The organism is Neobacillus citreus (assembly GCF_018343545.2).
GTDB lineage: Bacteria > Bacillota > Bacilli > Bacillales > Cytobacillaceae > Neobacillus > Neobacillus citreus.
The window spans coordinates 98,530-117,739 of the sequence record NZ_JAGYPE020000003.1 but is presented as its reverse complement, the minus strand read 5'-3'; the positions used below and the strand labels follow the sequence as shown (position 1 = coordinate 117,739).

Sequence of the window (19,210 nt, the reverse complement as noted above, 5' to 3'; positions counted from 1 at the left end):
TATAATAAAGACAAGAACTTAACCATATTATTATTCTATTATATGATAGATTAGTTATATAACGTCAGAGGAGAACGTTCTTGTATTAACCATTTTTAAATTCATTTATATCAATAAATAACGGTTTTCCTTGTCCCAAAATAAGAAGGTGAACTGATAATCAAAATTCATCAACAGGTCCTAAATGGATAAAAGTTGTCATAAGACTTGGCCTGCCATATAACCAGATGTCTTTACCAGGCTTATTCTTTAATTTATTTACTTCTTATAGAATATGATCATTTATAAATATTGCTTTATTATCAGCTTCTTTTTGTGTTATGGAAAGTACATATTTTAAGTAATTCGCAAATGAAGCATCAACCACTGTTAGCGACATACTCGTCCTCCTAAATTAGTGGTGATAGTTCTTCTAACAATTGGTTTTCTGCCTAGATATCCTGTTTACTTGATACATGGTAAAAGAGAAAAGGATGGTTACTTTTCTCTTTTTTGGAGACCGCATTTTCTATTAATGTTCCTTTAGTGAAAGTTTGGATGGGTCAATATCATCCAATAGTTGAGTAATATCCTCCAGTGGAATATAGACTATTGGTGCAGGAATAATTCCACCAAAACCGGGAGCAATAACAGTGAATGTACTAGCCAGTATAAGAAGATCACCCTTAACTTCTACTACTGAGCCAACTGTTAATACACCAGCTTTTGTAACGACACCAACCATGTGTCCAAGTTTGGTATTTAAAATCTTTCTTAGTCTCTCAATTGCTCCATCATTATGGCTACGACTAGAACTCATATATATTTTCACCCCTTTCAATGATTTAGGAGAGGTTGTCCCCGTACTCTATATAAGATGCAATGATGTAAAAATTGAAAGGGCAGGTATCATAACTTATTAGACTGATTTCGTACAGTTTCTCCATTCCCAAGCCATTTTTGAGATGATACATAAAAGAAAATGACAGATTGGTCCATGCAACCCCTCACATGTCATCGATATTTCCGAATTCCAGTCAGCCTTATTTTATTTTTCTATCTCCGCTCTTTTTGTATTTAGCACCTCATTTAGAAACAAAGTTAATGATCAATTCGTCTAACCTGAAAAGGGGTGCTGTCTATGAAAAATTGGGCTATCTTTATTTTGATTATATTTGCCTTAACAGGTTGCCGGTCCACACCATTTGATGGGCATGCGGTAATTGATTGGGTTGATTTTGTAAAATGGGATGGTATTGAGTACGATGGAATTTACTCGGGTGTTTTGGCTGACGAAGAGTACCTTGGAGATAAAATTGGGACAGTGAAGTTCAAGGTAGCGGACAATGTGACGAACCCAAATTATAAAATTCGTAATGGAGATGCAGCGTTTCATGAAAAAGGCACAGAAATTTATGCGATTAAAGGTGTTCCACAATTTATTGCCGTCAAATCTAACCGCGAAATTAATGGGTATCGTGTTTATTATTCAAGAGAGGATTTCGATTATAAATGGCATTTTAAAGATATGCCAATCGAGAAAGTGAACCGAATAGAGGTTTATCTCGCTTACCAGCCGGAAGGGCCAAAAAAATTGGTAAACTTAGATAACCCAGATGAGATAAAGAAATTTCTTCAAGTTTTAAATGAAGGTGAGAGTAGTCCAAATTTCCAGCCAAATATGGATAAAGGTGATCCCATTGTTTATGACATGGTCTTTTATACGGATCAACCTATTGCCTATAAATATGATTTGCAGTTTGATGGTATCACCTATTATTGGCATCCATGGGATACAGCGATATTATCAAATGGAATCGGTGATTTCCTGCCAAAACAATAAAAATATAAATATAACAGATGCACGGGGACGGTTCTCGTGCATCACTTTCATTAGAAAATGAGGCAAAAGAACCGTCCCCGTGCATCATATTGTCGGCCAACTAAAATCATGTCTATAGTAAGTTTGCTTTAGCTTATTTAGGTCATATTCCCATTCCCCTATTGCATATCTAAATTTTGTTTCCCCATCCTTTTGGCCTTTTCTAAGTTTCACATTTTGAGCAATTGTATAGGCTACTTTTTTTAGACCAAGCTGATTCACCGCTGTCTCAAGAATTTTCCAGCGTTTTTCACGCGTCGACCCGGTAATTTGGTAACCTAGCTTCTTTAATTCACTCTCATCTTTAAAAACAGATTTTTCATCCTCGTATTTTCCGCCCTTTAAATCTGTACTTGGCCACGCAAAATGAATCAAAGCTGGATTTAGTGGTGCAATCGATACAGAGTCTGCCTGAGCGGATGAAGGTGTGAAAATTATTGCTTACTCATGAATAAAGCCGACTACCGTGTTTTGGGGATAGTCGGCTCTTATTCTTAAATCAATGAAGCTTCAAACTTAAATAGTCTTTCTTACATCCTTTCAACCATAATCGCCATGCCTTGGCCGCCACCGACACATAGTGTCGCGATTCCGTATCTTTCTTGACGGTCAATCATTTCATGGATGAGCGTTGTCACGATACGGGCACCAGTTGCTCCAACCGGATGTCCAAGCGCAATTGCTCCCCCATTCACATTTACCTTATTTACATCTAGCTTTAGTTCACGAATAACAGCCATTGCCTGAGAAGCAAAAGCTTCATTTAATTCAAAAAGACCGATATCTTCTACTTTTTTCCCAGTCCGTTCTAATAGTTTCGTAACTGCCGGAACAGGACCGATCCCCATTACTTCAGGAGAGACACCTACAGCTGACCAATCCACGATCTTAGCAAGCGGTTTTAGCCCTAAGCGTTCAGCCTCGCTTTCTTTCATTAAAACTAATGCAGAAGCTCCGTCATTCCTACCGCAAGCATTGCCTGCCGTAACGGTTCCGTTTGCCTTAAAAGCCGGCTTTAGGCTTGAAAGTTTTTCCAATGTTGTGTCAGGACGCGGGTGCTCATCCGTATCAACGATTCGTGTACCTTTTCTTTCTTTCACTTCGACTGGCACGATTTCTGCCTTAAACTTTTCATCTGCAATTGCTTTTGCAGCTCTTCTTTGGCTTTCCACTGCGAAAGCATCCTGATCTTCTCTTGAGATTTGATATCTTTCAGCTACATTTTCAGCCGTAATCCCCATTCCTAAGTCTTTTCCATATATTTCTTGAGGCTGCTGCCCTGCTTCTGTATTTGAATCTACTATTATTGTACGATCCCCGCCGAAACGTGCATTTCTGATATAGATCGGCCCCCTGCTCATATTTTCCGTACCGCCCGCAACGACGATCTTAGCCTGATTTGAGCTGATTTGCTGGACAGCTGAAGCAATTGCCTGCATCCCAGAGGCACACAATCTATTAACAGTAAAAGCAGGGGCAGTTTCAGGAATACCTGAACGGAGGGCTGCAACCCTTGCTACATTTGAGGATTCGGTACTTTGTCTAACCTCTCCAAAAATAACCTCTTCCACTTGGTCAGGCGTTATATTTGCTCTTTTAACGGCTTCCGTAATGGCAATACTCGCCAAATGGCCTGAACTGATTTCTTTAAATGCACCGCCATAACGTCCAATTGGTGTTCGAACAGCACTCACAATCACAATATTTTCACTCATGTTTTTCCTCTCCTCTACACATTACGAAGTTTTCGATTCTAAATAATCCAATCCTTGATCCTTGTCCTTGCCTTTTAAAATAGAAGGTTTAACAAAAATGGTAAATAGTAACCCGAAAATAAATACGGCTCCAGCCATAAACAAGATAGATAGATTATAGCCTGCCAATTTATCTCCTCCAGCTAAGCTGATAATATACCCGGTTAAAAGAGGAGCAACGATACCAGCGAGATTACCTGACGATGTTAAAATACTTGTCATTAATCCGCCCCGTTCACGCATTTCATTAATCATAATGGTTGGCCCGATTGGTAAAATGGTATAGGCAAGACCTTTTGCTATACACAATGCCGTAATAACCCAGATTGGATTTTGGAAAATCATTATAGAGGCAAACAATAATGCACCCACAATCATGGAGCCTCCAACAACGAATACCCTAGATGAGCGCCAATTTTGATTTTTCTTAAATAAATAATCAGATAGCATGGAAATACCTGTATAAATGACCACGGAAACAATCCCAATGACCATAACGCCATATCCCATTTGCGCCGGCGACATTTTTATGGATTCTACTAAATAAATAGGCAGCCAAACCGAAAACCAAACAACAAGGATATAAGTTGAAAAATAAGCAAGCGTGGTAAATAAGGCAGTTGGCGACGCCAAAAGTAATAGGAAATCTTTTAATTTGAGTTTCTCAATCTTCGCTTTCTTATTCTTTTGTACTTCCTTATAGACCTCAACTGGATTTTCCTTTGTGAAGAATTGAAACAACAAGAACCAGACAAAACTTACTGCACCCAGAATGGCAAATGCGATCTTCCACCCAAAAATGGTAATTAAAGAAACGAGGATTGGCGCAGCAATCATGGCCCCAACAGTACCGCCGCCAACGATCATGGAATTAGCAAAACCTTTTAGTTTCGGCGGGAACCACTTATCTGCATGGTTATAGGCAATTGGACTGTACGGTCCTTCGAATGCCCCTAACAAAACTCGATAAACGATTAAAAGCGGTAATGCAGCAATGGCCAAAACACCAAATTGTAAGGCTGTCCACGACAGCATGACCACTGCAAGTATTTTTTTCGTTCCATATTTATCCGCAAGTGCTGCTCCAAAGATACCTGTTACGGGATAAAGCCAGTAATAACTACTTCCTACTAGTCCCCACTCCACAGGACTAAGATTAAACTCTTTCATAATTGGTGCAGCCGCAAGTCCAATGATGGATTTATCTGCAAAATTTACGACTGCCCCTAAGAATAATAGCAGAAGAATAAACCAACGCATCATCAATCTCCTCTTTTCTTTGATTAAAGGTATTCGTTTTTCAACTGTGCCGCGATAATATTTTTTTGGATTTCGGAGGTTCCTTCATAAATTTTCGTTATTCTAGCATCCCGATAAAAACGTTCCACTGGGAATTCCGCAATATAGCCAAGGCCTCCGTGAATTTGTACTGCTTTATCTGCGGTACGATTATAAACTTCGGAACCAAGAAGTTTTACCATAGCTGCTTCCTTAATGACCTTCATCCCTTGATCGACCATCCAAGCCACACGATAAGTCATGCTCCGTAATGATTCGATATCAAGAGCCATATCAGCCAAATAATGTTGAATGATTTGCTGTTCAAAAATTGGTTTGCCAAATTGGATTCGCGAATTGGCATGTTGGATAGACATTTCCAACAGCTTTTCGCAAGAACCTAAGTTACGTGCTGCAAGTCCTGCCCGTCCATTGGCAAGAATTTTTAAAGCGTTTACATATCCTTGACCTTCTTGACCGAGCACATTTTCTGCTGGGACTTCACAATCTTCAAAGAAAATTTCGGCTGAATGGGATCCACGGAGACCCATTTTCTTTTCATTTTTTCCAATTGTAAAGCCTGGAAAGTCTTTTTCAACAATAAAGGACGTAATGCCTTTTGCACCTTTAGAAGGATCTGTCACAGCCATGACGGTAAAGACATCGGCGATCGGGGCATTGGTAATATAATGTTTGCTCCCATTCAGTATGTATTTGTCACCTTTTCTTACAGCAGTTGTTTTCAGATTTGTTGCATTTGAGCCAGCACTTGGTTCCGTTAAAGCAAACGCACCAATCATTTCTCCCCTTGCCATCGGCGGCAAATACTTCCGCTTTTGTTCTTCATTCCCCATTTCGACAATCCCTACGGAACCAATCCCCGTATGAGCACCAATGACAGTGGTATAGCCATTATGGGTTCTTCCTAATTCCTCATAAATGGCACATTTCCCCACCATACCAATACCGATTCCGCCATATTCCTCCGGGATACTTAATCCGAACAATCCCATTTCCTTGGACATGTTCATGATTTTTTCAGGAATTTCATTATTCTCTTCAATGTCCATTGCCAATGGATCCACTTCACTATCAATAAAATCACGAATACTTTGCTTTAAAAATTGAATGTCCTCTGAAAATCGAAAATCCATCTTTTTCACTTTCCTTTCTTAATTAAATATCCTTAAAATCCTTTGCCCTGTTGATTTCGACTATTTCATCCGATGGAGAGTTAATTGGATGAATCAGTTCCACATATAATACATTTGTTCCGTATACGGAACAAATATCCCAAAAAAATTTCTATTCCCTAAATGGGTAGGCTAATAGCTACTTTAAGAGATTCATATTATAATTTCACACAGGGAATTGCGTACCACTATTGGAACAATAATACTATTCGTTCAATTAATTCGTCAATAATATTTTTAATTTTTCTAATAAAATAAATCGTTAGACAATTAAGGGTTTACAATTTATAATTTGACACATTATATCTTTTTGTTTTTTCTGAAAATATACATAAGGAATAATTGTAAGGCATATTTGCTTTTTCCTTTAACCCTGTATAATTGAGTTACGGGAGATTATTAAAAAGGAGTTTACGTTATGGATACACCCAATGAAAGAGAAAAATCGGAGGTCCCTGCGCTTGAAGCCGCAATTAAGATTTTGGAATATTTAAGTAGATATAAGAGTAAAGAACGCTCGTTGTCGCAAATCTCAAAAAATTTATCAATCAACAAAAGTACTTGCCATAGAATTCTAAAATTACTAAATCACAATCGATTCGTTTCGTATGATGCGGACTCAAAACAGTATAGTCTTGGCTCCTATCTTATCATTTTAGGTTCTCGCGCATCAGAATTTATTGATTACCTCAAACTGGCTCAGCCCCACCTTAAATGGGTGTGTGAGGAAACGCGGATGACAAGTGTTTTACTTGAACCCATCTCAGATAATCGCTTAATGTACGTCGCTAAGGAAGAACTGGATGTTCCAGATTACCATGTTCATGTGTCTGTTAAAATAGGGCAGCATTTCCCAATAACGAGTGCCTCCTTCGGTAAGTGTTACTTGGCCTATTTGGAAGAACATAGAATGGAACAAATTCTTGAAAAAGTAAATTTGAAACAATTTACCGATAAGACAATTACAGACTTAGAAACGTATAAGGAGAGCTTAAAAGAGGTTCGTAGTAAGGGATTTGCAGTAAGTTATGAAGAACATACACCTGGGGTATTCGGTATTGCAGCCCCCATTTTTGATTATAGCGGCCAAATTGCCATGGTTATTGCCTGTCTCGGTTTTGCTACAAATGTAGACGAAGATTATGTTTCTATTTGTGGAGACAAACTTAAAAAAGCAGCAAGAAGTATTACAGAAGCACTGGGAGGAAAAGAACCTATCTTTAAAGTATGATAAATTCCATATTTCATAAACTTCCCTCTGCTTTTTATAGTTGTGTTACTCCAAATATAGATTGAGAATTTCCGACTTATGAATAATGCCAACCCCCCTATTTTTGGGATAGTTGGCTTTTATTCTTTATGTGACGATAATGAAATCACTAGCCTCTTTTTGGTAATATCTATTGGTTTATAGTCTCAAAATCAATCCCATACATAATAAACGGAATAAGCGATTTGATAAATTCTTCCGGTGGTACCTCTCTGTTTCTTCTCCATTCTACTGACGCTCCGTAGATTCCCCAACTTAACATGACAGCTGTCCTCTTTAGCGCATCATTTTCGTCCATTGAATGCCTTTTTAACAACATTTTGTAAAAAATAACTTCTAGTTGATCCCTGATAATGCGGGCGATGGTGTCTTCATAGCCTCTATGGCAGCGATTGGATAAGGAATTTTGAAAATTTGTAATGGCTACGAAAATACTAACAATGGTATCTTCATTTAGTTCGTTTTGATCAACCTGATCGGAATTCAAATTGATCAATAGGACTTCTGATAGGACCTTTTCTAATAAGTCATATTTATCCTCGAAATGATAATAAAAGGTCGCACGATTGACCATGGCCTCTGTTGTAATATCTTTAATGGTAATATCCTTGAATTCCTTTTTTCCCGAAAGTTCAATAAACGAATCCATGATTAATTTACGTGTCCGAAGAATTCTGGGGTCCGTTTTTTCCTGATCCATTCAAAAAAACCTCCTACTTTTTCGACAATTTTTCAAATATGTTGTATATACGATAAATCCAATTATCTATTGGTATTGGTGTTTTTCATTATGTACTACAATCCAATTGTACAACAAATATGAAATCAATTCTAAATAGGCAGCTTTTTTAACAAATACAAAGGAGGTAGTTTGATATGAAAGAAAATAATAACATGATTTGTGACTTAGAAACCGGTGTATGTGGTGTAGTTGAAGAGGAAAATATGGAAATCATTGATTTCAATCAACCAAAGAAAACCGTAAATGTATATTATGTGACGGACCCGATATGCTCCCATTGCTGGGCACTCGAACCAGTTCTTCGCCGTTTTGTAGAGCAGTATGGACAGCATTTTAACTTCCATACGGTTATGGGCGGGTTGCTGGAAAAATGGCATGATGGACCTATCGATCCTGCAAATGGAATCTTTAAACCTGCGGACGTGGCTGGTCACTGGAGAGAAGTTGGTGAAATTTCCCGCATGCCAATTGATGGGTCGCTCATGATTGACAATCCCGTTCAGTCATCCTATCCCCCTTCTCGCGTCTTTAAAGTGATTCAAAAAAATCATAACGACGACGCATTGGCCTTTGAATATTTACGACGTGCAAGAGAAGCCCTTTTCGCCTTTAATCAAAATATCTCAGATGAATCCATTTTGATAGAGATTGTCAACAAGCTTGGACTTGATGGAAAAGTTATTGTAAATGAAGCGGAACAACAAAACGGACAGCAATTATTAAAAGAAGATTTCATGTTGGCACGAAACCTCGGTGTTCGTGGGTTCCCAACCATTATCATCGTCAATGAAGAAAATAAAGGCGTTAAAATTGTCGGTGCTCGTCCATTGGAAAACTATGCTGCCGGGTTAAAGCAAGTTCTAAATCTGGAAGAACTGCAGCCAAAACAGCAATCACCTCTTTCGACCTTGCTTGAAAAAGAGAAACTTCTGTTTTCAAAAGAAATTGAAGTGATGTATGATGTTGAAAAATCGGAGATTAACAGCTTTATTAGCAAAGAACTTTCACCAAAAAGCTATCAAGTGAAGGAAATTCTTGGAGAACAGTATTTTACCACTACTACAAAATAAGGGGGATTAAAGATGGCATACGTATTACAAGTGGATTTCAACATGAATGGTCCATTCGGGGATGAAATGGCAGAGGCATTTACTGATTTAGCGAAAAGTATTAAGGAAGAACCTGGCTTCGTGTGGAAAATCTGGACAGAAAGCCCTGAAACAAATGAAGCAGGTGGGATTTATATTTTCGAAACAAAAGAAACAGCAGAACAATATTTAGATATGCATTCTAAACGGTTAGCCGGATTTGGTATATCTAAAGTAAACGCAAAAATCTTTGCCATCAATTCTAAGCTTACTGAGATTACTCATGGTCCTGTAAAATAAATGAATAAATAAGATGCACGGGGGCGGTTCTCGTGCATCACTTTTACTATAAGAAATGATGCACATGAACCGTCCTTGTGGATTTTTCATAATTCTAACGCTTTATTTACTGCTTCAATAGCATGTATGACTGTTGTATCGAACAGTGGAATTACAGAATCCTCTGGTTTCACCAGTAAACCAATTTCTGTACAACCTAATATAATCCCTTCGGCTCCCCTGTCCACTAAATTTTTGATCACTTTTTTATAATATTCTTTCGAGTTTTGCTTGATCGTGCCTACACATAATTCCTCATAAATCACACTATTGATTCGCTCTATTTCATCTTTATCGGGGATCACTACCTTTATCCCATTTGCCTCAATTCTAGATTTGTAGAAGTCTTCTACCATAGTATATTTCGTGCCAAGTAACCCAATCGTATTAATCTTCAGAGTCTGTATTTGTTTAACTGTTGCGTCTGCTATATGTAAGATCGGTATATGTATTTTTTCATTAATAGAATCGATGACCTTGTGCATGGTATTGGTGCAAATCACAATGAAATCTGCTCCGGCTTTTTCCAAGGACAGAGCGACTTCAGCCAATGCGAGCCCCGCGGATTCCCATTCTCCACTAGCCTGGTAACGTTCGATTTCATCAAAATCAACACTGTATAAAATGCACTTTGCCGAATGTAATCCTCCCAATTGGCGCTTAACTTCCTCATTGATGATTCGGTAATATTCTATGGAAGACTCCCAGCTCATTCCGCCTATTAAACCGATTGTTTTCAAATGCTTCTCCTCCATTTAATGGATAAGTATTCAAATTGTTTTTTTAAATCTCGCCATTCCGTTAGCTTCTGAGCTATGTTCCATTTTGCTTCTAGTTTTCGAAAGTTTCATGAGTTCCCTTTGGAAGTGCATCTAATTGATACAGCACATTTGCATCTGATAACTCGCACCAAAGCTCTTTAACCTTTTTTCCCTCAAAATAATAGATCATTATGCCTGTTTCCTTAATCCTTTGATTGGTAGAAGGAATATTAAACCAGCCACCTTTATATGTGCTGTGACCTGTATACCTTACAACCAGCTTATTATCTTGTTCAATAAAATCGTTTATTTCCCATTGATCGTCTTGAAAACAGGTGCGGTACCACCCCATAAAGTCCTTTAGCTTCTGACGAGTAGAATCACCACTAGACCCATGATAAATAAAATCTTCTGTGGTTACTTCATCTATAACGCTTAAATCTCCTTTTGTAAAAAATTCAAAAAACCACTGCTCTACTACTTTCTTTTTCTCTGAACTAATCATAATCTGACTCCATTTCTCTCTATCTAAACTTTAAAAACGCTAAACTATTATTTTCGTTACTAATGAAATAATTTCCTTCTTACCCTCACCAGAAAAAAATTACCGCGGCGGCACCGTCTAAGGCTAGAAAAACAGCGGTTACTCCAATTTCTGATGGTTCTAGCAGGCGTTTCATGCATTGTTTTCCTAAGATATGATGGTTTAGGGCTTCCTCATCCTCTGCTACCAATTTAGGTATTTGTTTTTCAATTAATTCTGTTCGTACTGGTCCAGGCATAATCGCATTTACCGTGATGCCACCCTTTGCCGTTTCAAGTGCTGCTGTTTGGGTGAATCCAACTACCGCAAATTTTGCAGCGACATAGTCAGATTTATAGGCGTCAGGAATTCTGCCATGAGGGGAAGAAATGTTAATGATTCGTCCCTTGTGTTGTTTTTTCATCGTAGGAATGACGTGTTTTGTCATGAGGAATGTCCCGGTTAAAATGACGCCAAATAAGAGATTCCATTTTTCTAAAGGGAATTCCACAAATGTTAACGCAAAAATTTTTGCCATCAATTCTAAGCTTACTGTGATTACTAGAGGTCCCGTAAAATAATAAATTGGAAAAACTTCAAAAAGAGTGGCGCGACCGCCACTCTTCTTCTTAGCAAAATAATGTACCGTAATGTTCTTGATAAAAAGCCTCAACTTATACAACATTAATGTACCAACGTAAATATCTAGGAGGTTTCAACAGTTTACGGTCCTCTCGGAATACTGTTCTTTTATAGTACGGCGAACAATTTTCCCTGTCGGATTTTTTGGCAGCTTTTCGACAAAGTCTACCGACTTAGGTATTTTATAGCCAGCCAATTTATCACGACAATAATCAATAATTTCTTGCTCTTCGACTACTTCTCCCGATTTCATCTCAACCACTGCATGCACTTTTTCGCCCCATAGTTCATCAAATAACCCAATGACTGCTACTTCGTACACTTTTGGATGACTTGCAATTACGTTCTCCACTTCTGTAGGATAGACATTTTCCCCTCCGCTGATGATAAGGTCTTTTTTTCTGTCTCCCAGGTAAATATAACCTTCCTTATCCATTCTGGCCATATCCCCTATTGATAACCAATCTTCTCGGTGTGCTTCGCTCGTCGCTTCAGGGTTCTCCCAATACTCATCTAATACTACGCAGATGCCTTTAACATAAATCTCTCCAATCTCACCTACGGGAACTTCATTTCCACTTTCATCCAGAAGACGTACTTCCTGACCTACTACAACTTGACCGACTGAACGAGCTTTTCTCGACTGATCCACAGGTCGCAATAAGGTTACGATACCTGCTTCAGTAGCACCGTAAAATTCATATAAATCTATCCCTTCAAAAAATTTAAGGGTCTCTTCTTTAGTTTTTGACATAATTGGAGCTGAACTACTCAAAAGCATCCGAAGAGAAGACACATCATACTTATTTTTAATTTTTCCAGGTAAATTCAATATCATAGTAAGCATAGTCGGAACCAACGAAGTAAAAGTAATTTTCTCTGTTTCAATAATACGTAATAACTCTTCTGGATTAAAGCCAGTAGAAGGAAAGACGACACTTGTTCCACCATTCAAAGCCACCATTTGTAGGAACCAAGTGGAATTCCCATGGAACATTGGCATTATTAACAGCATTTTATCTGTACAATTAATTCCCCCAAATTCCTTGGAGAACACGAGATGATTTGTTACCAGTTTTCGGTGAGTAATCACTGCTCCCTTTGGAAATCCCGTCGTACCGGAAGTATATCCTATTAAAAGAGGATCGTTTTCTCTAACATCCACCTCGGGATTATCTGATGATGAGGATCTTAACCACTCATCATAATTAATGTCTTTACCCTCTTCACCTAAACCTACATAATGTGCAAGACTAGGTGTATCTTCTTTAATCTCTTCGACTATTTCAGAAAAGGATTCTTCGTATATAATCGCCTTAGCTCTAGAGTTATTAATTACATACTTAACCTCCGTGGCAGTAAAACGAAAATTTACCGGAACCACAATAATACCTGCCTTGGCCAAACCATGGTGTACCTCAAGCCATTCTGCACGATTGTAAAACAAAACTGCACAACGATCCCCTTTTTTCAGTCCCATATTCATCAAGGCATTAGCTAATCGATTAGCTCTTTCTTCTACTTCAGCATAGGTATATCTCGTCTCACCAAAAATTATTGCCGTTTTGTTAGAGTATTTTGCAGCAGTAATAGATAGTAATTTTCCAAGTGTGAATTCCATTATGAACCCCCCTCACATTTATACTCTATTAGAGACCCGAAAACTTATATCTTCAAGGTTTTCGGGTCCACCCATTTATTGATAATTTAGAATTAAAAATTCGCTAAGAGGTTAACTACAATGAAGGCGGTTTCATATAACTTTGTTCCAAACTTTTACTATCTCTATTTGTTGAAAAACTTAATAATACGGATAATAGGGCAGCAAGAAGCATTCCAAAACCTAGTATATAAAACCCAGAACCAACATTTGAACCGTCACTAGCTAAGGCTACAATTGGTGGACCAATGACCCCACCAAAATTGCCAAATAAATTTATGAAACCATTATGCGAACCCGTGTGTTCTGGGGGGATATTATCCAAACACCAAGCCCACCACGCCCCAAATGGTGTATAAATCCCAATCGCACTTATGCAAAGCAAGAGGTAACTCAAAACCGGATCATGGATAAAATGACTCACTAAAAGCGCTGTTCCACCTAGTGTAAGTGGCCAAATTACATATTTTCCACGAGTCATATTCCTATCAGAAAGTCGTGAATTCAAAAACATCGCAATAGCACCCAGTAGTGGTGGGATGGCACTTAACATTCCTACGGTTGTTAGCGTGCCGCCGTTTATTGACTTTACCACTGTAGGCAGCCACAACCCATATGCGTATAATCCTGTCAACCAAAATAGGTAAATTAAACCGAGGACCCACAGACGGGATGACAATATCGATTTTATAAAGGGTTGTTTTTGAGTAGGACCATCATTTATTTTAATACCCCTATTGTTAAGAATGAACTCTCGTTCTTTCTCAGATAGCCTTTTATCCTCCATGGGGTCGTCAGCTAATAGGAAGATTGCAAATACCGCTAAGAGTATTGGGGGTAGGGCTTGTAGGAAAAACATCATTTTCCAATCCCATGTATCAATCATCCAACCTGCCAATGGAGACAAAATAACACTGGATAAAGGAATGGCTAAAAGGAATAATCCTGAGATTTGTGCACGTTCATTTACTGGAAACCATTTAATTGTCAAAACCATGAATGAGGGCCACATAGCACCTTCTGCCAATCCCAACAAAAACCGAACAGCTACTAGACTCTCATTTGACTGCATGAATCCAGTCAAGCAGCTGAAAATCCCAAATAACGTCGAAGCAGTAATAATAACCCACTTTGCACTAAATCGTTGGGCGATCCATCCTCCTGGCATTTGCGTTAAAATATAACCCCAAAAGAACGCCGACAACAATAAGCCCATTTCTTTTGATGTAAGACCCAATTCACTAGTCATGCTTGGTGCAGCCATTCCGATATTCGACCGATCTATAAAAGCAAATAAATATACTAGGAACAAGAACAATCCTATACGGTACCATCTGGTTTTTGGTGGTTGGTTACCTGATTTCAATCGCATATCATTCCCCTCGATAAGGTTATTCAGTTACACTTTTATAGTTAATAGGTTGATCCTCTGGAACTTGGGCAAGCCCCCTTGCCAAGTCGGGAGAAACGACATTTGCATCCGTTTCTACATTAACCAGTGCTGGAACACCGGCTTCGATAGATCTTTGCAGAGCATCTGGTAACTGCGACAGCTCTGTCACCCATTCTCCATGTCCCCCGAATGCTTCCATAATTAAGTCGTAGCGCGTACGATTTAAAGTAGTTCCAACTGTGTATTCTGGACCAAAGTCTAATTCCATTGCCTTTCTTTCAATATTCCAGCCTCCATTGTTACTAACAACGATTACGATTGGAATTTGGTGTCTCACTGCAGTGTCTAATTCCGATAAGGTAAATCCTAATGAGCCATCTCCAACTACCAATATTACTGGTGATTCTGGACGGGCAATTTTGGCAGCTATAGCTGCAGAAATGCCAATACCAATTGTGCCTAATGCTCCAGGATCTACGTAATGTCCTGGCAAGTCACGACCAAACGCAAGCCTGCCATAGGAAAGGATATCTCCGCCATCAGCAACTAAGGTTGTATCTTTCGTCAAATACTTATTTACTTCGTAACAAAGTCGAAGCGGATGGATCGGCGAAGATGTCAACTCGGCTGCTTGTCGATCTAATCGATCCCTGTTATCGCGATCCTTCTTTTGCAATTTCTGTACCCATGAAGTAAACTGTTTAGATACATTAGGATGATCTTGTAATGCCATATCTAGTTCCAAGAGAAATTTTCGAACGTCACTAATTACAGGTACATCAATAGGACGAGTTCGGGCGATTTCAGTTGGATCCGTATCTACCTGAACGAATATAGAATCTTTTGAGAACCGCGGCTCATAACCATAACCTAAAATAAAGTTAAGTCGTGCGCCGAGAATAATAACTACATCCGCAGTTGCCATTGCGAGCGAACGTGCTGCTCCCACATGCAGTGGATGTGTGTCCGGAAACACACCTTTGTTCAGAGATGTCGTCAAAACAGGTACTCCATGGCGCTCTGCAAAATCGATCAATGCTTCGTGAGCACCAGAAAAGAATGTGCCACCTCCGGCAATAATTAATGGTCTCTCTGCATTCCGCAAAATTGATGTCACTTTTTGGACAGCAGACAGATCAGGAGCTGGTGGGTCGACGACTAATGTGTCACTTACCTGTTCCAACCACTTTGGATCTGCCTCGGCTTTAAATACACTTGTCGGTATATCTAAGAAAACAGGTCCTGGCTTTCCACTACTCGTTGTTTGAAACGCTCTATTAACCCACATAGGGATTTTCTTTGTTTCAAAAATGAGTTCCGCAAATTTTGTAATTGGCTTCATAATACCCGCTTGATCAATTTCCTGCATCGCGCCCATTCCCATTTGAGGAATAGGTGCATGTGCTCCAATTACCACCATAGGTGTGGCAGCCTGAAAAGCTGTAGCAACACCGGTTGTTGTATTTGTTACTCCAGGGCCAGCCGTTGCTAATACAACAGCAGGTTGTCCCGTAAGACGAGCCCATGCATACGCCATATGAGCGGCAGCTTCCTCATGCCGTACATCAACAATACGGATTCCATAGTCAATCAAAGCCTTGTATACCAAACTAATGTGTCCACCATTAAGTGAAAAGACCTGTCGTACTCCCTTTTTATAGAGAGCCGCAACAAGCAGCTCAGCTCCATTCATGAATTTTCCCTCCAAAGTTTATAATTAAAATTACATTGATAACAAATCTAGCAAAAGATGAAAAACTAAGTTAAATTTAGTCAACTTCTCATCCAATATGGCACCTGCAGGACAATTCTCTTCAACTTTACAAATTAGCTCTAATAACTAGGGATCTGATTGGTAAACACTCGACTTACCTTCCTTTCCGATTTTAAAAACTTCTGGTGCGATTTCTAAACACATTTCTTTTCCTAGACATACGTTTTGATCAATAGTGACCTTCATGAAGAATCACCTCCTTTCAAGAAAATGCCTGCTTCACCAAGCATTCTTTCTTGCTCTTAACTTCCAATGAAAATAAACATATGAGCTTGTTAATTTAGAGTCGCCGTTTTTTATAAATTTAGAGTTTTCAGATAGTTTTGGTCGTAAAAATACCTTGATGTGTAGTAAGCACTCTCTAGTTGTTTCAGTTCGATCTTTCGAGTATTATTTGGGCAATTATAAAATAGTCTTAAACCATATTAATAGAATTGGAGTTAAGAAGCTTGTAATAGTTCCGGTAATAATAAATGCTATACTGCCAATTGCACCGGTTAATTCCCCCTCTTCCATGGCACGTACTGCTCCTAGTCCATGATATGAAACACCTATAACTAAACCTCTTGAAATAGGATCTTTAATCGAGAAACGATCCAAAAAGTATCCGACAGTTAGAAATCCAAATATTCCCGTGAAAAAGGTTATTCCGACAGTAATGGATGGGTCTCCTCCCATAATCTTAGATAGTTCCATCGCTATAGGAGTAGTAACGTGCTTCGGTACAATCGAGTACACCAAACTTGGAGGAAATCCTGCAGCGTAAAACAGCCAAAAGTTACTTAAGATTGCGGTTAAGGAACCAACGAAAGTACCTAAGAAGATTGCTTTCTTAAATTTTATTAAAACGGCCACATTTTTCTTGATAGGTACTGCTAGTGAAATGACTGCTGGACCTAAAAACCAAGATATGAGTTTTCCACCCTCATAATAGTCTTCATATGGAAATTTAAATCCTATTAAAACAGAGCCTACCATCAAAATGCTTAATATCATTGGGCTTGTCAATAAGGAAGGAATCTTTCCATTTACCCAAACAGCAATGCAGTAAACACTTACGGTTAATATCAAACCATAACCAATAGTGTAAGGATGTATCCCCATTCTTTACAATCACCCTTCCACTTTTTGGTCATTATTTATTTGTTTTTTATCCTTCTGCATGTAAATGGATGTAATAGCTGTTAAAGACATGACCAATATTGTAGAAATCAAAAACATGACTAACAACATAACCCCGTTATTTTTTAAAATATCTCCGGAATATAACAAGGCTACTCCATCAGGTACAAACATAATGGGCATAAACTTAATTAAGCATTGAGATCCATCTTCAATAAAATGTAGTGGAATAATATCTGCAATCAATAAAATTGCTAGAAGAACCATTCCCAATACACTTGCAGGAATTGGTATATGGATCCAAACAACTATTTGCTGCACCAGCCAATAAAAAATACAAAGCACCAAGATTTGTAAGGGGATTAGCAAAAATTTAAGTATTCTCATACACTTTTCCTTCCAATTAATAAATTATTTAGCTTGTTTATGAATTTTTTACCATCACTGATAATTGGTATATTAATTGTACGTGTACGACCTTTCTTACTTTAATCAGTCTATTTAATCTTTGAAAATCTTGATGGATGACCATAACTAAATATAAAATGTAGTCTTACCCCTAAAATTTTTAATACATTTGCATTTGCCGTTGCAAGTCAACGTGCAGCTAATACTTGTAAAGAGTGGGATTGAGATGAACCGGTGATCAGGTGACTAGTATAAATAAAAAACAACATTGATATAAGAAAGAATACTCTCCACAATTTGTAAAATGGTAGTTTTCTAATTTATAAGACCAGTGAGGCGTAAAGTATGTCCGTTCTTAAGGTTCATCCCGCTTTTGTTAAACTGCTGCTCAATCAGGAGAAATTTGTTTTCGAAGTCTTACTAAACCCTTAGATGAGTTTTATCGCTTTTTTTGCTGAAATAATCGGCAATACCCATTGCACTAATAGGTAATTCCAGTTGTAAGTAATCATATATTTGATGCGAATCAGGTACTCCTAATCTTGTTAATTCACCTTTAATACGATCAAACATTTGATCAGCAATCCATGTGTGGTCCTTATTTAGTTGTACAGCTTTTTCTCCAATTTCTACATAAAGCGGTAACCATGACTTGATTTGTTTAAACACTTCTTCTACATCTGAGGCAACGCCAAAATGTCCAAAATAAATGCGATCTACATTAAGTTTTTTTATTCTTTCAAGAGAATGCAAAGTTCCATCTGGTTTAAATTGATTCGGAGAAGTTAAAGGTAAAATTAATTTAATCCCAAGGTCTGCAAGAACTACCTCGCAGTTCATTCCTAGTGTATCACCCGTAAATATTCCATTACTAACTGAATCTAAAATGCAAAAATGGTGATCACTGTGACCCGGAGTATCAAAGAAAGTCAGTGCGCGGTTCTTACCAATCTGCAATGTTTCGCCATCTTCTTTAATGATGATTTTCTCTTCTGGTACGGGCAGAATTGGTTCAAAAAAACGGTTAAAATCATCGCCATAAACTGCTTTTGCTCCCAATTTTAGTCTAGAAGGATCAATTAAGTGACGAGCACCTTTAGGATGAACAAAAATGGTAGCGTTCGGACAGTCTTGCAATAATAATCCAGCTCCTCCAGAATGGTCAAGGTGAATATGAGTAACAATGATGTTTTTCACATTTCGTGGATCAATGTCTAATTCTTTTAATCCATTTAATATATGAGGCACAGACTTGCTAGAACCGGTCTCCACTAGTGTAATGTCATCCTCAATAATTACATATGTACCTGTACGATTAGATAATCCTAGGTCAAATACGTCGATTAGATGAATACGATTGCCAAGATCATAAAATTTAGTTATCATATTTATTTCCATTCCT

20 protein-coding genes and 1 pseudogene are annotated in these 19,210 nt (G+C 38.3%); 4 read left to right on the top strand and 17 right to left on the bottom strand.

What is annotated here, in order from left to right:
- Window positions 1–54 precede the first annotated feature (54 nt).
- Window positions 55–337 (bottom strand): annotated as a pseudogene (locus KHB02_RS03255) (dihydrofolate reductase family protein); the annotation flags it as partial.
- Between the two features lie 174 nt (window positions 338–511).
- Window positions 512–799: a hypothetical protein gene (locus tag KHB02_RS03250; RefSeq protein WP_213145961.1), complete on the bottom strand. Its 288-nt coding sequence runs from the start codon at window positions 797–799 to the stop codon at window positions 512–514.
- A 321-nt stretch (window positions 800–1,120) separates the two neighbouring features.
- Here KHB02_RS03250 and KHB02_RS03245 point away from each other — a divergent pair, with 321 nt between their 5' ends.
- Complete coding sequence (locus KHB02_RS03245) at window positions 1,121–1,822, top strand: hypothetical protein (RefSeq protein WP_213145960.1); 702 nt, start codon at window positions 1,121–1,123, stop codon at window positions 1,820–1,822.
- Between the two features lie 84 nt (window positions 1,823–1,906).
- Here KHB02_RS03245 and KHB02_RS03240 read toward each other — a convergent pair whose 3' ends face one another.
- The 4 genes from KHB02_RS03240 to KHB02_RS03225 form a co-directional block, all read right to left on the bottom strand.
- The gene (locus tag KHB02_RS03240) at window positions 1,907–2,236 is read right to left on the bottom strand and encodes a hypothetical protein (RefSeq protein ID WP_213145959.1); all 330 of its coding nucleotides are present in this window, start codon (window positions 2,234–2,236) and stop codon (window positions 1,907–1,909) included.
- A 155-nt stretch (window positions 2,237–2,391) separates the two neighbouring features.
- Window positions 2,392–3,576 carry a thiolase family protein gene (locus tag KHB02_RS03235; protein WP_213145958.1) on the bottom strand — a complete coding sequence of 395 codons (1,185 nt, stop codon included), beginning with the start codon at window positions 3,574–3,576 and terminating at the stop codon, window positions 2,392–2,394.
- Between the two features lie 21 nt (window positions 3,577–3,597).
- Window positions 3,598–4,878, bottom strand: coding sequence for an MFS transporter (locus KHB02_RS03230; RefSeq protein ID WP_213145957.1), 1,281 nt, complete (start codon window positions 4,876–4,878; stop codon window positions 3,598–3,600).
- A gap of 20 nt (window positions 4,879–4,898) precedes the next feature.
- Window positions 4,899–6,047 carry an acyl-CoA dehydrogenase family protein gene (locus KHB02_RS03225; RefSeq protein WP_213146070.1) on the bottom strand — a complete coding sequence of 383 codons (1,149 nt, stop codon included), beginning with the start codon at window positions 6,045–6,047 and terminating at the stop codon, window positions 4,899–4,901.
- Between the two features lie 457 nt (window positions 6,048–6,504).
- On the opposite strand from KHB02_RS03225, the gene KHB02_RS03220 reads away from it, so the two are divergent.
- The gene (locus KHB02_RS03220; RefSeq protein WP_213145956.1) at window positions 6,505–7,317 is read left to right on the top strand and encodes an IclR family transcriptional regulator; all 813 of its coding nucleotides are present in this window, start codon (window positions 6,505–6,507) and stop codon (window positions 7,315–7,317) included.
- Between the two features lie 169 nt (window positions 7,318–7,486).
- Here the strand turns inward: KHB02_RS03220 and KHB02_RS03215 are convergent, their stop codons facing one another.
- On the bottom strand, window positions 7,487–8,056 hold the full coding sequence (locus tag KHB02_RS03215; protein WP_213145955.1) for a TetR/AcrR family transcriptional regulator: 570 nt from the start codon (window positions 8,054–8,056) through the stop codon (window positions 7,487–7,489).
- Between the two features lie 176 nt (window positions 8,057–8,232).
- On the opposite strand from KHB02_RS03215, the gene KHB02_RS03210 reads away from it, so the two are divergent.
- A complete protein-coding gene (locus KHB02_RS03210) occupies window positions 8,233–9,168 on the top strand; it encodes a DsbA family protein (protein ID WP_213145954.1) in 936 nt (311 codons plus the stop codon).
- A 12-nt stretch (window positions 9,169–9,180) separates the two neighbouring features.
- A complete protein-coding gene (locus tag KHB02_RS03205; RefSeq protein ID WP_213145953.1) occupies window positions 9,181–9,486 on the top strand; it encodes a monooxygenase in 306 nt (101 codons plus the stop codon).
- Between the two features lie 86 nt (window positions 9,487–9,572).
- Here the strand turns inward: KHB02_RS03205 and KHB02_RS03200 are convergent, their stop codons facing one another.
- The 10 genes from KHB02_RS03200 to KHB02_RS03155 form a co-directional block, all read right to left on the bottom strand.
- On the bottom strand, window positions 9,573–10,265 hold the full coding sequence (locus KHB02_RS03200) for an aspartate/glutamate racemase family protein (RefSeq protein ID WP_213145952.1): 693 nt from the start codon (window positions 10,263–10,265) through the stop codon (window positions 9,573–9,575).
- Window positions 10,266–10,356: 91 nt separating this feature from the next.
- Window positions 10,357–10,791, bottom strand: a complete 435-nt coding sequence (locus KHB02_RS03195) for an ester cyclase (protein WP_213145951.1) — start codon at window positions 10,789–10,791, stop codon at window positions 10,357–10,359.
- Window positions 10,792–10,876: 85 nt separating this feature from the next.
- The gene (locus KHB02_RS03190) at window positions 10,877–11,347 is read right to left on the bottom strand and encodes an SDR family NAD(P)-dependent oxidoreductase (protein WP_241113690.1); all 471 of its coding nucleotides are present in this window, start codon (window positions 11,345–11,347) and stop codon (window positions 10,877–10,879) included.
- Window positions 11,348–11,524: 177 nt separating this feature from the next.
- Window positions 11,525–13,072 carry a long-chain-fatty-acid--CoA ligase gene (locus KHB02_RS03185; protein WP_213145949.1) on the bottom strand — a complete coding sequence of 516 codons (1,548 nt, stop codon included), beginning with the start codon at window positions 13,070–13,072 and terminating at the stop codon, window positions 11,525–11,527.
- A gap of 115 nt (window positions 13,073–13,187) precedes the next feature.
- On the bottom strand, window positions 13,188–14,477 hold the full coding sequence (locus KHB02_RS03180; RefSeq protein WP_213145948.1) for an MFS transporter: 1,290 nt from the start codon (window positions 14,475–14,477) through the stop codon (window positions 13,188–13,190).
- A gap of 25 nt (window positions 14,478–14,502) precedes the next feature.
- The gene (locus KHB02_RS03175) at window positions 14,503–16,197 is read right to left on the bottom strand and encodes a thiamine pyrophosphate-binding protein (RefSeq protein ID WP_213119616.1); all 1,695 of its coding nucleotides are present in this window, start codon (window positions 16,195–16,197) and stop codon (window positions 14,503–14,505) included.
- 147 nt (window positions 16,198–16,344) lie between these two features.
- Window positions 16,345–16,464, bottom strand: coding sequence for a ferredoxin (locus KHB02_RS03170; RefSeq protein WP_213119615.1), 120 nt, complete (start codon window positions 16,462–16,464; stop codon window positions 16,345–16,347).
- 216 nt (window positions 16,465–16,680) lie between these two features.
- Complete coding sequence (locus KHB02_RS03165) at window positions 16,681–17,382, bottom strand: LrgB family protein (RefSeq protein WP_213145947.1); 702 nt, start codon at window positions 17,380–17,382, stop codon at window positions 16,681–16,683.
- Between the two features lie 9 nt (window positions 17,383–17,391).
- Window positions 17,392–17,787, bottom strand: a complete 396-nt coding sequence (locus tag KHB02_RS03160; protein ID WP_213145946.1) for a CidA/LrgA family protein — start codon at window positions 17,785–17,787, stop codon at window positions 17,392–17,394.
- A gap of 441 nt (window positions 17,788–18,228) precedes the next feature.
- On the bottom strand, window positions 18,229–19,206 hold the full coding sequence (locus tag KHB02_RS03155) for an MBL fold metallo-hydrolase (RefSeq protein WP_241113689.1): 978 nt from the start codon (window positions 19,204–19,206) through the stop codon (window positions 18,229–18,231).
- Window positions 19,207–19,210 lie beyond the last annotated feature (4 nt).